General features: G+C 28.5%; 15 protein-coding genes. 5 read left to right on the top strand and 10 right to left on the bottom strand.

Annotation, left to right across the window (positions count from 1 at the left end):
* Nucleotides 1-19 precede the first annotated feature (19 nt).
* Nucleotides 20-457 (bottom strand): ATPase, encoded by a 438-nt coding sequence (locus tag KFW21_00880; GenBank protein ID MDK2817986.1) that lies wholly within the window; start codon nt 455-457, stop codon nt 20-22.
* A 338-nt stretch (nt 458-795) separates the two neighbouring features.
* Here KFW21_00880 and KFW21_00875 point away from each other — a divergent pair, with 338 nt between their 5' ends.
* From KFW21_00875 to KFW21_00865, 3 genes are read left to right on the top strand one after another with little or no spacing between them, the layout of a single operon-like run.
* On the top strand, nt 796-1,320 hold the full coding sequence (locus KFW21_00875; protein MDK2817985.1) for a hypothetical protein: 525 nt from the start codon (nt 796-798) through the stop codon (nt 1,318-1,320).
* 11 nt (nt 1,321-1,331) lie between these two features.
* Nucleotides 1,332-2,249 (top strand): DMT family transporter, encoded by a 918-nt coding sequence (locus KFW21_00870; GenBank protein MDK2817984.1) that lies wholly within the window; start codon nt 1,332-1,334, stop codon nt 2,247-2,249.
* A complete protein-coding gene (locus tag KFW21_00865) occupies nt 2,230-2,871 on the top strand; it encodes an HAD family hydrolase (protein ID MDK2817983.1) in 642 nt (213 codons plus the stop codon). The genes KFW21_00870 and KFW21_00865 overlap by 20 nt, the downstream gene beginning before the upstream one ends.
* Nucleotides 2,872-2,939: 68 nt before the next feature.
* Here KFW21_00865 and KFW21_00860 read toward each other — a convergent pair whose 3' ends face one another.
* The 3 genes from KFW21_00860 to KFW21_00850 form a co-directional block, all read right to left on the bottom strand.
* Nucleotides 2,940-3,092 (bottom strand): hypothetical protein, encoded by a 153-nt coding sequence (locus tag KFW21_00860; GenBank protein ID MDK2817982.1) that lies wholly within the window; start codon nt 3,090-3,092, stop codon nt 2,940-2,942.
* A 379-nt stretch (nt 3,093-3,471) separates the two neighbouring features.
* A complete protein-coding gene (gene map, locus KFW21_00855) occupies nt 3,472-4,245 on the bottom strand; it encodes a type I methionyl aminopeptidase (GenBank protein MDK2817981.1) in 774 nt (257 codons plus the stop codon).
* Nucleotides 4,246-4,260: 15 nt separating this feature from the next.
* On the bottom strand, nt 4,261-4,716 hold the full coding sequence (locus KFW21_00850) for a polymer-forming cytoskeletal protein (GenBank protein MDK2817980.1): 456 nt from the start codon (nt 4,714-4,716) through the stop codon (nt 4,261-4,263).
* 242 nt (nt 4,717-4,958) lie between these two features.
* Here KFW21_00850 and recJ point away from each other — a divergent pair, with 242 nt between their 5' ends.
* Together recJ and KFW21_00840 are read left to right on the top strand one after the other, a co-directional pair.
* A complete protein-coding gene (gene recJ / locus KFW21_00845; protein MDK2817979.1) occupies nt 4,959-7,190 on the top strand; it encodes a single-stranded-DNA-specific exonuclease RecJ in 2,232 nt (743 codons plus the stop codon).
* Nucleotides 7,191-7,192: 2 nt separating this feature from the next.
* Nucleotides 7,193-8,353, top strand: a complete 1,161-nt coding sequence (locus tag KFW21_00840) for a hypothetical protein (protein ID MDK2817978.1) — start codon at nt 7,193-7,195, stop codon at nt 8,351-8,353.
* Nucleotides 8,354-8,361: 8 nt separating this feature from the next.
* On the opposite strand, the gene KFW21_00835 is transcribed toward KFW21_00840, so the two are convergent.
* The 6 genes from KFW21_00835 to udk form a co-directional block, all read right to left on the bottom strand.
* Entirely contained in the window at nt 8,362-9,732 is a 1,371-nt protein-coding gene (locus KFW21_00835) for an LptF/LptG family permease (GenBank protein ID MDK2817977.1), read from the bottom strand.
* Between the two features lie 15 nt (nt 9,733-9,747).
* Nucleotides 9,748-11,196, bottom strand: coding sequence for an LptF/LptG family permease (locus KFW21_00830; GenBank protein ID MDK2817976.1), 1,449 nt, complete (start codon nt 11,194-11,196; stop codon nt 9,748-9,750).
* Between the two features lie 45 nt (nt 11,197-11,241).
* Nucleotides 11,242-11,802 carry a hypothetical protein gene (locus tag KFW21_00825; GenBank protein ID MDK2817975.1) on the bottom strand — a complete coding sequence of 187 codons (561 nt, stop codon included), beginning with the start codon at nt 11,800-11,802 and terminating at the stop codon, nt 11,242-11,244.
* Nucleotides 11,803-11,812: 10 nt separating this feature from the next.
* Complete coding sequence (gene sppA, locus KFW21_00820; GenBank protein MDK2817974.1) at nt 11,813-12,799, bottom strand: signal peptide peptidase SppA; 987 nt, start codon at nt 12,797-12,799, stop codon at nt 11,813-11,815.
* A 15-nt stretch (nt 12,800-12,814) separates the two neighbouring features.
* On the bottom strand, nt 12,815-13,684 hold the full coding sequence (locus KFW21_00815) for a hypothetical protein (protein MDK2817973.1): 870 nt from the start codon (nt 13,682-13,684) through the stop codon (nt 12,815-12,817).
* Nucleotides 13,685-13,814: 130 nt separating this feature from the next.
* On the bottom strand, nt 13,815-14,438 hold the full coding sequence (gene udk, locus KFW21_00810; protein ID MDK2817972.1) for a uridine kinase: 624 nt from the start codon (nt 14,436-14,438) through the stop codon (nt 13,815-13,817).
* Nucleotides 14,439-14,440 lie beyond the last annotated feature (2 nt).

The raw sequence follows: 14,440 nt of genomic DNA, 5'->3' as shown, positions 1-14,440 counted from the left end.
TTAAAAAAAAGATTAGGACTTATCCTAATCTTCCTAAAATCATAATGGCAACAATCAATCCATAGATAGCTATACCCTCTGAAAGTCCAACAAAGAGTAAACTAGTACCTAACATTTTTGGATCTTCACTAACAGCTCCTATAGCTGCAGAGGCCGACATCCCTGTTGCAATACCTGTACCAATACAAGCTAAACCAACAGAGATACCAGCTCCTAAAAATCCCAAGCCATACGCTTCAGAAGATAATATAAGAGCACCTGTAGCTTCTGAAGCATATACTGGAGAAATATTAAAAATACTTGCTATAACAACCGCTAATATAATAAAAAAGAACCCTGTAAAACCACCAACTAAACTTTTGGCAACTACCTCGGGTATCAACACATGATTTCTTGTCCAATGAATTGTCACTCCAGCCAAACAAGTCAAACAAACTATTGCAAATAAAGTCCACATGTAAAACATAATTTCCTCCAAATATTATTATATAGCACAAAATACTCTATAATTTATTATATAATACCAATATTAAAAAGTCAATATCTATCTTACTGAAGATTAAATATTTAATAATAATCTAACTCAATATATTAAAACACTTTATAAAAATAATTTTAATACGAATAATTTGTAAAATAGTTTTTTAAAAATGTCCCTTCTTTATAAATATAAATGGACAAATACCAAAATACATCAATTATTAAAGATTAATTACTTAGTTACATACACCCTTGTTTTTTATATTTAAATATAGTACACTATATTCAATAATTATTTTATAATAAGGATATTCTATGTCAAACAATCAAATTTATGCTACCTATTTGTTGTATAATTCAATTTTTATTGAACAGCAATTAGAATTAGATAATTTCGGACAGAATGAACAACAAGAGATTTCAAATATTGCAATTATGTCCTATTTGTCTTTGGATTCTTTTATTGAAAATGATCAAGATATTATGGCTACTCAAACAGATATTAGAGAAAATATTCCTAAAAATTTGTTAACTGTTACTTTGGATACCTTACAAGATATAATTGCCTTAGATAATAATATTCAAGAAAATCTCCACAAAGAACTCAAAATCTATGTGTCCTTAGGTAAATATTATTATCAACAAAATCAAAAATTTTTTCCAAATCATGCCTCAACTCCTAATAATCCAGCAGAATTTTTTTCATTAACAATGTTTTTTTTTGAAACTCTTCTTGTATTAGAAGAGAATGCCTATTCTATATCAAAAACATTAGACGCTATAAAAGACCATGAATACGCAGACTCCATCAAAACAATTTTAGTAACCATAAAAGAATAGCTATCATGGCTATGTCTAAAAAAATTTTGGGTACTTTATTATTACATACTGCTGCATTTCTATGGGGATTTTCTTTTATCCCTCAAAAAATTCTTATAACAACAGGATTTCCTCCATTTTATACTACTGCATTTAGATTTTCGTTTATTTTATTGATATTTTTTCACTTTAAAAAACAAATAAAATTTACTAAATATACTATATTCTATGGATTTATTTTAGGAAGTATGTTGGTACTTTCTTTTATAACCCAAACAATTGGGCTTATAGATTTAGACGCTAGTATAAGTGCTTTTATTACAAACAGTAGTGTAGTACTAATTCCTATTTTTGGAGCTTTATTTTTTAGAAAAACTATTAATAAATATAATATTTTTGCTATTATTTGTACAATTATTGGAGTTTTTATTTTTAATTTTCAAAAAGGTATTGTATTCACTTGGTCTCCCAGTATTTTAATAACCTTGTTGTGTTCTTTAGGATTTACCTTTCATATTATTTTTTCTAATTATTTTTTAGAAAAAGGTGAATCACCTATCACCCTTCATTTTTTACAATCTGTATTTGTAGCTCTATTATCTTGGATATTTGCTTTTCATTTTGAAGTTTTCCCCACTAATTGGAATTTAACTAACATTGCATCCTTGTTATATTTGGGAATATTTGCCTCTATTATTAGTTATGGGCTACAATTACTAGGACAACACTTGACCAAAGACACTCTCAAAGTAGGATTAATTACTTCACTAGAACCTGCATGGGCTTTTGTTTTTGCACTACTAAGCTTAGGGGAAACTATCACTCTTCACAAAATTTTAGGAATTTCATTTATTTCTTGTGGTATTATGTTTTGTGAATGGGAAGCTATCAAAAAAATTCTATTAAAAAATAACATTTCAGAGGATAATTATGAAAAACAAATACTCTAGTATCATTTTTGATCTTGATGGAACACTACTTAATAGTGAAAAAAGAAACGCCCTAGGATTGTTAAATGTTTTACATAACAAAGCTAATAAAACAGAATTAACAATAGATGATATTACTCCCAAAATGAAGCGTTCTAGCATTTCTATTTTACAAGATTTTGGTGTTCCAGAAGAAGAGATGGGTGAATATTTGAATGCTTGGATTAATGCTGTTTATGAAGAATCCCAAAAACCTATAGAATTGTTTCAAGGTGTTTTTGAATTATTAGAAGAACTGAACAAACAATCTATCACTTGCGGTATTGTGAGTTCTAAGAGTAGAGATATTTATAATATAGAGAAAGAATATCTCAATATCCATGATTTTTTCACTCATATTGTATTAGCAGATGACACCCCTTACCACAAACCACACCCAGCACCACTATTAGAATATCTTAACTTGTCTTCCCATCAAGCTCACGACTGTATATATATAGGCGATTCTTATTCAGATTTGATTTGTGCTAAAGATAGTGGTATTAATTTTGGTTTAGCAGTTTGGGGATCAAGCTCTTTATTTGAACAGGAAGATAATATTTTGAGATTTAATACTCCTCAAGATATCTTGGATATTATTTAATTAAAATAAAAACAACCTCTTAAAATTTAAGAGGTTGTTTTATTAATTGATTAGCCATTGATATTATATTATTTACGACGACGTAATCCTAATTCCGAACAACGGATAGGCATTGCAAACAAAGAAATTGCACGAAATAAATGTACTAATTTTTTAGTTCTATAAGCAGGGATTATAGAAGTTTTGATTGATTGAATATTTGTAACGACTTCTTTAGTCATATCTCCTCCAATTTTCTAGTAATAATTATTAAGCTCAATTAAATTATCGGAAATATTCTTTGAAATCATAAATTTTATTTTATTTTATTTTTAATAGTTTGAAAAACACTACATATATTTTTTAACGAACTCTATCTTGTACAAGATCTACAAATATATTATTTTACTAACAATACTCAAATTATATTTTTTAGCTCTCTATAAATATTTGATAATAAATACAATAATATTTTTAACAAACACATTCCGTACCATATTTGGTATTACCTGTTATTTTTTCTATTATCAAATATTTATATTATTTTTATAAAAAAAACACTCTTATGAAAGAGTGTTTTTTGTTTATATTATTATTTGTAGATATCTACTTCATTTTTAATTAAAAATTAAAATCGCCTCTATCTGTCAAAATCACAGGACCATTATTAGTAATAGCAACGGTGTGTTCCCAATGACAAGATACTTTATTATCTTGTGTAACAATAGTCCAACCATCTTCTTTTGTTTTTACCTTTTCTGTACCTAAATTAACCATAGGTTCTATAGCAAGGACCATACCTATTTCCATTTTAGGACCTTTTCGTTTTGGATCATAATAATTTACAATACTTGGTTTTTCGTGTAGTTTAGTACCTATACCATGCCCACAGAAATCTCTGACAATACCATATTGTTTGTTAATGGTGAATTCTATTGCTTTACCGATATCACCAATATAATTACCTGGTTCACAAATCTGTATTGCTTCCCAAAGAGCTTTTTTTGTACAATCTGACATCTTACGAATTTCTGGATCAACATCACCTATTAAAAATGTATAAGCAGAATCACCATAATATCCATTCAAATCTACACCCATATCAACAGAAATAACATCCCCATTTTTAACCTGAATATTTGATGGAAATCCATGAATAACTTCCTCATTCATAGACCAACAGATAGAATAAGGAAAAGGACTCATATCAGGATGAGGAGTATAATTTTTGAAAGCTGGACGCCCACCACGAGAACATATCATTTCTTCTACAATAGCATCAATTTCAAGTCCCGTAACTCCTGGTTTAATAACGGTTTTCAAATGATTAAAAACATCCGCTACTAATTTACCAGATTTACGCATATAATCTAATTGCAAAGTATTTTTTAGCATTTTTGTCTCTATTATTTAATTTTCAGCAGATACTATGTTTTTATCTTCATCTTCGTTTTTTTCAATTTTTTTTACAATGATTTGTTCATTTTGACTTTTAAAAGTCGATTCTACTATTGAATTAAGTTGTTGTGACTTAGAACCTGTAATATCAATACTGCCTTGTACAACAACACCTGGTTCCATAATCAATTTTGGAGCTTTAATATTTCCCAAAACTCTACCTGATGATAATAATTGAACTTCTTCAGAAGCATCCACATTACCCATAAAAATTCCAGCAATAGCAATTGTTTTAGTGTATACTGTATCGGTTTTTAATTTACCAATTGGACTAATAAATAAGTGATCATTTACTGTTAATTTTCCTTCAAAATATCCATCAATACGAAAAGATCCTGCAACTTTAAAATTACCTTTAAATTCAGCACCTTCACCTATTAAACTATTAGGTATGATATCTTTACTCATGTGTCCTCCATCAATATATCGATTAGATATATTGATTATACTTTATTTTTTTAATATAATCAATATATCATTAGTTATAAATTTTTGAAAACATTTGAATTAATAGATTGCCATTTTTATGGTTCCATGTTAATATAAATATATCTTTAGAAAATACTATACACAATATTTTATATACGCTCTGACTCTAAAGTCCCCCATTTTTGATAAAAATATAATAAAAAAAAACAGACGGAGCTATTATGCCTTTTTTTGAATGGAACCTTCGTCGCTCAGATGTACCATTACATCATGATATTAAGAATGCTCTTTTTCTTCCAGAATTTATACTTAACATTGCTAAAAATCGAGGTTTTGATAGCTACCCTACCATGATGGATTTTACCTATCCAAAATTACTATCTTTACCATCCCCTTTTGCGTTAATAGATATAGATAAATCTGTCGTACGCATACAAAAAGCAATTGCAAATAAAGAAAAAATTCTTATCTTCGGCGACAAAGATGCAGATGGAGTGACATCTACAGCTATTATATATCGTATTATAAATCGTTTTCAGGGTGATATTTCTTTTAAAGTACCAGAAGGTGATGATCATTATGGAATGTCAAAAGCAGCAATTGATCAAGCAAAAACTCAAAATATTACTCTTATTATTACTGTAGACTGTGGTATTACAGCAGTAGAAGAGTGTCGTTATGCTACAGAATTGGGGATTGATGTTATTATCACTGATCATCACGAGCCTTTAGATACTCTTCCTACAGCATTTGCTCTTGTTAATCCAAAATTAAATAATTATCCTTTTCCTTATCTTGCTGGAGCAGGAGTTGCATTAAAATTAGCTCAAGCTCTTAGTGAATCTTATTTATTAGATGATTATAATCAAGAACTTGTTTTTTTTGATATTGAAACTACAGGACTTGATCCAGAACAAGATGATATCATAGAAATTGCAGCTGTTATTTCCAAAAATGGTATTATAATAAAAGAATATCAATGTCTTATTCAAACAGAAAAAATACTAGAGCCTATAATAATAGAAGTTACGAATATTACTCAAAAAATGCTACAAGAAAACGGAATTCCTATAGTAGAAGCTCTTACTAATTTTCTTGATTTTATTGGTGATAGACCTATTATTGGACATAATATTATTGGATTTGATATGAAATTTCTTCAAATTCAATTACAAAAATATTTCAACAAACAAATCACTAACACACCTATTGATACTTTACCTATGGCTCGTGTAATGTTCAAACAACTTAAATCTCACAAACTTCTTACGGTCGGTGAACATCTTGGAATTTATGTAGATCGTACTAAATTACATAGAGCATTGAATGATGTTATTTTGAATGCTGAAGTATACAGACGCATGTCTCTCACTCGCTCTCGTCCTATTCAACAAATTTTATCAGAGTTGCTTCCTTTAGCTGCTATTGGAACTGTCGCTGATATCATGCCTCTTATTAATGAAAATCGTAATATTGTTCGTGTAGGTACAGAACAAGAAAATATCAAACTTACTACTACTGGACTTATCACTCTACTTCGTCGTTTAAAAATTATGGATTCTCTCAATGCAAAAGCAATAGGTTGGACTTTAGGTCCTATTATTAATTCACCTGGGCGTTTGGGTCAAGCTAGTCTTGTGGTAGAATTATTAATTACTAATAGTATTCACAAAGCAAATGAACTTGTTGAACAACTTATTCAAAAAGATCAAGAGCGTAAAGAATTAATAACATCTCTTGAAGAAGAAATTGTCAGATCTACCAATCTTGATGATATTCTTACAAAAAAACATGTGTTTATTATGTCTAATAATATTAGTCGTGGATTGACAGGACTTATTGCTACCAAATTAACAAATCAATTCCAAGTCCCCATAATTATTGTAGCATTGTCATCAGATGAAGAAACAGCTTCTGGTTCTGTACGCTCTACAGGTGCTTTTGATGTAATCAATTTTTTACAAAACTCTAGTCATTTATTTTCTCAATTTGGTGGGCATAAAGCTGCTGGGGGATTCGTTATTTCTCAAGAGAATATTCCTGAATTCAAAGATAATATTACTAAATATATGACAAATTGGACTTCAACTAATCTGAAAAATCCTTTAGAAATCGATATAGAACTTACTGATTTATCTTCCTTAAATATTAAAAATATTAACTATCTTCAAACATTATTTAATCCTATTGGAAGTAAAAATCCATTTCCAAATTTTTTAATCAAAAATGTTACTCTCATCGAAGCGAAGTATATAGGCAAAAATAAAGAACATATGACTTTTATTTTCCAAAAAGATAAAACTCCTTTCAATGTTATTGCATGGGGATTTAGCAAGCGATGGGAAGAGTTGAAAAACCATACTTCTTTTGATATTGTTGGAATTCCAGAGATTAATGATTGGAATAATACTCAAGAAGTACGACTACAGTTGATAGATATTGATGGAAAATAATTGTGCATCAATTTAGAAAAAATAACACAGAAGCTTTCTTTGCCTTATTGCAAGGTATTGTATTAAATACAAAACAAAGTCGAACATTATTATTTACTGGAGATTCTGGATGGGGTAAAGTCGCTTGTGCCTTGGATCTAGCTCAATATATTTTACAAGAAAATCCTCTATCTAGTAGTAATTTTTTTTATTTTCGAAATGACTTATGTGCTTTAAAAACTGAGTATTTCCTCACCAAATCATCTATAAGTGAAGAAACTTGGACTTGGTTATATTTATTACAACGAAGAATTAATATGATTGCTACTTTAGATGAGACTATTACTATGCCTACAGGAATTAAATTAATAAATATCAAAGAACAACTTGATGAAATTATTCAAACAAGACACATTCCTAAAGATAACAAATTCATTGCTCAATTGATAAGTTTTACAGCTGTTCTTAATAAAAAAACAGGAATTCCTATTAATGTTATTAGAGAAGCCATTAAATTTCATTCTACACAATCTTTGGGTCGTGTAAGCATACTCGCAGATTTTGATACAGCTGATGCAACAACACAAAATGCCGCGCTAAAACTTATTGAAGAACCTTATCCACATCATTGGGTAATTATTACTGCACAAAACCCAAAAAAAATTCTTCCTACTATTCTTTCACGAACTTTAAAAATCACTTTCAAAAAACCTGTCTATCATGAATTAGAATTTCTTGATATTAATCCACAAAAACTTACATCTTCTATAGAAATAATGAAGGAGAGCTTATATAAGCTCTCTGATATTAAATTTAATTTGATTACTGAGTTTTTCACTCAATGTACTTCCAATATAGAACATGGTATTCTTTTTATACAATTTTCAGAAAAATTAAGTAAAAACGGACATAGTATTTTATTTTTGGAAGAACTAAGTAAATGTATGGAAAACAGTCTGCGTTGTCGCCAAAACAAAATAAGAAATATATCTCTTGAACTTCCTCATCCTCTCTATACTCCTTACAGTCAACTATTTATTAATATATCTACTATAGAATTAGAAGAATTAGTGATAGCCATAGAAGAAGTTTTTCAACACATTACTAGATCTGTAATAAAAGATGATCATCTTTTACCTACTTTATTATTAAATATCTCTCGTTTGTTACGAAGAAAAAATTAAATATTTATCTATGTCGTTGCTCGTGAATACAATACAAAAGCTAATACACCAAATATCAGACTTCCTCCAAAACCACCTACCCAAGGTGTTACATCTCCGCGTCCTGCCATTCCTAAAAAAGAAGTATACATCAAATAATATACAATAAATAGAGCCATACTGAGAGCACTATTAATAGGTACTGAAACTTTTTTAGAAGCCATATTCACAATTCCTATCCCTACCATTACTACAAAAATTAATCCCATAGGATAAGCATCTTTAGCATAATACTTTGTTAATTCACTATGATAAGATCGTCCCGATCTTTTAAGTTTATCAATATGCCTTAATCCTTCTTCTACAGTCATCGCATCAATAGGATACCAATTTCTTTCAAAAAACCAATACGGATCTAACAAACTTAAATCAATTTCATATTCTGTTTTTCGTAGGCTAAATAATTTTCCACCTTCTGATATTAATCTCACAGTACCATTAGAAATCGCCCACGCTTGTTTTTCTTCATTCCATGACAAACGCTCTGCATCTATTCGCTTTTGAAAAGATATTCTATCTGGAACATTAATATTTTTTAAAGATTCTATATTAATTCTATTATCATAGAGCCATTCTGAATCTTCTCCACCAGGAATAAATTGAGTCGCTTCTTGAATCTCATCTTGTGATAAATATTGAATAACAGTTGCATTATCAATATATTTTTCTGTGGCATTATAATATTCACCAAGATATAACAAATTATTAGCACCAAAAATCGTGAATTTTTTATTATCATTTAAAAAACTGAGTTCCCCTAATTTAGCTTGATTTAAGGCAACTCTTCTATAAATATAAGAATTTTGATAAGTAGGTAAAATAAAATTATTCATTAAAAAAGTTATAATAAAAATATAATATAAAATAGAAGTTAAAACCATATAAAAAGTTAAACGATAAATACTTGTCCCTGTACTTACCATAGCTATTATTTCACGAGTAGATGATAATTTACTTAATACATATACAGTAGCAAATAAAAAACCAAAAGGTTGTAAAATGAAAGTCCAATAAGGAACTGTATTTAGGTAGTGAAGATTTAAATAATAATTATTAACATCATCTGGAAGCCCTCTCAAATCTTGGAAAATCTGAGCTAATTCATAAATAGAAACAAATAAAACAATAGATCCTATCATCGCCATAAGAAATTGACTCATAATATAAGAATCTAATTTATTCCAACGTAGTGTTCTCAGATTTGCAACTATATGATCTTTATGAAAAAAATTAATCAAGCTATAAAAAAAATTATAAAAAAAATATACTACATCATTTATGATTTCAAAAATAGGTAAAGTATTATATTTAGATAATAAAAAATTTATTTTATCTTTCACTATTCATCCTTAATATTATTCATTTAATTTTTTAATATATAATATTGACGCTATGATCCCAAAGCATATTGTGGGTAACCATACTAATTCAGGAATCAATTTATTTTGACTAATCATATTTTCAATAGCCGATTTGAATCCATAGAAAATAAGAACAACCACCAAGCTAATACTTAATCCTTCCCCTCGCCCACTTCTAGCAGAAAACATACCTAAAGGTAGTGACAATATAGCAAAGACTAAAGCAATAGCTGGTAATGCTAATTTATCATACAATTTCATAAGATCATAATTAGGTAATTCTGCTCTAGCAGTTTTTTGAGCAATAGCATTATTTTTTACAGTTGTGGTTAATAATTCTAAATTAGTTTCTATAAAATTAGAAATTGCTTTTAGATCCTCTTCATCTTCAGCCATACTATAAACAAATTTTTTATTGAACTTTACTAAATTAGCTAATTTATCAATAATTGTTTTATTACTAACAATTATTTCATAATTTTTTCTATTTACAATATTAATTTCTTTTATATCTATTTGTTCTTTTAATTCTTTAAAAGTATATGTATCAGGACCTTTATAATACCCATCACCAGGAAGCCACACATAATTGTGTAAAGTCATAGACCCAAAAGATGATAAATAAAATTCTTCTTTTACAGTTGTATTCACAGTAGGATTTATAATAGCATTTTCATTAACCGGATCACTAAATTCATTGATGATATTTGTAGAATCACTAGTTACATTCGTAGAAGTATTTGTTTTGATAGTTAATTCATTTATATCACCGCGTAGAAATCTCATTATATAATGTTCTGGATTATCAGGACTCACATAAATCCGTCCTTCTTGAGCTCTAATCGTTCTTCTATTCTCTACATCTACAGCATATACATTATGTAATACATCTTCACTACCTTCTACAGGAGAAGTACTTTCAAAACTTAATTGTACCGAACCAATATTCAAAAACACATTATCCATCAGTTGAACTACAGGTTTTTGAGAAAGAACTTTACCTTTAAGTTGTAAATAATAAGCATTAGAGGCAGTTTCTATAGTATTTTTAAAATTATATGCAAAAATCATAATACATATACCAAAAACAATTCCAGGTAACATAATACGAAACTGTGAAATTCCACAAGCACGCATAGCGACTATCTCACTATCTTGAGATAATTGTCCCATTAAAAGTAGATAAGCAGGAAGAACTCCAAAAGGAACAGAAAAGGAAACTAAAAAGGGGATCAATGCTCCCATCATACTCATTACATGAAAAAGAGGCACATTCTGTTCAAAATAGTATCGTATAATATAATATAATTCATTAATCATAATAATAGATGAAAAAAATAGTACACCAATAATGTAATTTAACAGTAATTGAGAATAGAAATATCTATCAAGAGAAGTATAAAACCAAGTATAGAGAATTTTTTTAAATGATTCTAAAATCATATTACCGTACAGTCCTTATATTACAAATTCAGTAATTATTACTTATTAAAAAAATGAGACTGTTGTATTAAAAAAAACTAGTCCTACCATTATCCCTAAACCCATTAAAAGAAGAACAGGTAAAGAATAAATAATAATAACTTGTGATATTGATAATTTGAAATAATTCATAAATAATCTAAGTTTCAAACACCAAGATATGAAACCTATTATATAAATACTTATTTTAAATACTATTGACAATATGGGTATTGCTGATCCTAAAAGAGATAATGGTAAAATAGCTAATAACACTAAATCTGTACTCAAATACAATCCTAAAAATTGTAATGTATTGATTTTATTATGAAAAAAACTAAGACTAAATAAAATAACACTTAAAAATAAATAAGAACTTATATAATAAGCAACTAGCTTAAAAAAAACAGTATGTGGTGCAATATTACCTTGTCCTAAAATTTCACCCAAAAATAATGAAATAATTCCTATTATAGAAATAAACAATCCATTCATAAAAATATTTTTTGTTGTATAAGTTTTAAGTTCTGTAAATGTATCTTTAGGATGTTGAAATAATCCTAAACTTGTCCAAAAAATATCTATCATTATCTAACTCCTAAAATTGATATAAATATAAAACAGGAGAATAACCCAATGCAGGTGTTGTATCTATCAAGCTCATTGTAGGCATTGCGTTAGGTGCTAATACAGAGATAAGATCTTTGATATTAAAAGCACCACTGTGTGGAGTTATTAATTCAAGATTAGCTTTTGGTAGATCATATTTTTTCCTAGTATATGCTACCACATCATAAAAGCTACCTAATTCGTCAATCAAGCCATTCTCAACCGCTTGTTCCCCAGTAAATACACTCCCATCCGCTAGAGGTCTGATGACTTCTTTATCTTTCTTACGACCTATTGCAACAGCTGTAAGAAATTGATCATAAGTATTATTTACCATTTTTTGTAAAAAAGAACGTTGTTCTTCACTCATTTTTTTATAAGGAGAAAGAAGATCCTTATTTTTCCCACTAGTGATTGCTTGGTATTTAATACCCAATTTTGCCAACAAATCAGCAAATTCTATACCACCCAAAATAACACCAATACTACCTACTAAAGACCCTGGATTAGCAAACATTCTATCAGATCCAACAGTAGCGTAATAACCACCAGAAGCAGATAAATCAGCAATACTAGTAATTACAGGTTTCCCAGCATCTTTTATTCTTTGCACAGCTGCATGTAATTCTTGAGAAGCCCCTACTGTTCCACCAGGACTATTAACACGAATAATAACGGCTTTGACATTTTCATTAGTAGTAGCATAGTCCATTTGTTCCAACCAAAAAGAAGCCCCTCTCTGTTGTTTAGTAAATATACTTGAGTTTTGAGAAATAAAGGCAATAGGCTCATCAATTTTAATGACACCTATCATATCGCTACTTTTATTAATACCTGTGAGAGAAGAAAAAGGGCTCATCTTATTTTGTTTTTGGTTTTCTTGTTGTTTGTTTCCTGTTGCAAGAATTACTATAGATGCTCCTACACTTATTGTATACAAGGTAATAAATATTATTAATACTGTCTTTTTGTTCATTCCTATACTCCTTTTTTATTCAGTCATAAGAGACTTTTTAGTTCCTGTCATATATAATTGTAGAGAATTTGTAAGATCTTTATAAACTTCTTCATTAGATAACACTTTTAATTTTTTTTTAGAATCTTTTATATTTTTCACATAAGCTGCTTCTAACTCGCTTGTTTCTTCACCAAACAGTACATGCCATGATTCTGGAGTATATTTTTCTTGAGCTATTTTTAGTAGCATCGTTCGACCAAATCTAAATACTAAATAATTCCAAAATCCTAATATTTCAGGATAAATCAATGTTTGATATAACTCTTCTTGCGTTTTTTGTGAATAAAAATATCGCTGAGGTCTTTCTAGCAATTCTAATACAGAAACAAAAAACACTTCGTTTATTGCAAAATCTACCACGACTTTCATTAATAATTCATCATCTTTGTTAGGTATTTTATTTTCTTTTATAAATTTTTGAAATTCTTGTAAAGGAATAAAAAAGTTTTTATTATTTTTGAAAGAAAAATCAGCATATAACGAAGCTATATATCCATAGATTAATGTTTTGTTTTGATAATAGGGTTTAACAAAAAATAAAGCTTCTCCAATAACATGGAAATTATAAAAGATATTGTCCGTTAATCCTTCTATAAGAACAGACTCACTTGATAGTTCTTTTGTTTGTTTTTGTTTGAGAAAAGCGATGATTTTTGCTGTATTATCCAGAGTCTCGATTGTAGGATCTATTCCAACAAAAGAAACAATAACCTGTTCTTTACCTTGAAATAAATAAACATCTCCGTCTTTTACCAAATTACTGTTAAAAGAATTACAAGAGCTACTAATAAAACATACTAATAATAATATGATTTTTTTAGTATTTTGAATAAAATAATTCATTTATTTTCCTTATATCTCTAAAATTGAGTTGATAGTATTTCTATTATAACAAAGATCTATATATTTTACAATAAAAAGAACGCATAAAAAAAGCCAGTAAATTTATATTACAGGCTTTTTATATTTTATATTATTTATTTTGAGAAACAATATAACGAACATGATCTATAAGCATATCAATAGCTACTGTATTATGATCCGTATAAGGAATAATAATATCAGCTTTTTTCTTTGATGGCTCTATAAATTGATCGTGTCCAGGTTTTGCTGTTGCAAGATATTGATTGATTGATTGTTCTATTGTTCTTCCTCGTTCAACTGTATCTCGGAGCAATCTTCTAATAAATCTTAAATCAGCTTCTGTATCGATAAACACTTTTATATCCATCAAATCCATAAGACTATTATCTGCAAAAGATAAAATACCCTCTAAGATAATAACACGACTAGGAATTATTTTATGTGTATTACTTGATCGAGTATGTGTTGTAAAATTATAAATAGGCTGCTCTATTATTTTGCCTTCAGATAATAATTTTAGATGATCTCTTAATAATTCAAAATCAAACGCATTAGGGTGATCATAATTAGTACTGAGACGCTCTTCTAAAGTAATATGATCTTGAGAATTATAATAATTATCTTGTCTTAATATTACTACCTCATTTCTCGAAAAAGATCGCTCTATAGCTTGTGCTATTGTTGTCTTTCCTGATGCTGTTCCACCAGCAATACCTATTACTATATTTTTCATAT

Source organism: Spirochaetota bacterium, assembly GCA_030154445.1.
Taxonomy (GTDB): domain Bacteria; phylum Spirochaetota; class Brevinematia; order Brevinematales; family Brevinemataceae; genus Brevinema_A.
This window is presented reverse-complemented; position numbering and strand designations above follow the sequence as displayed.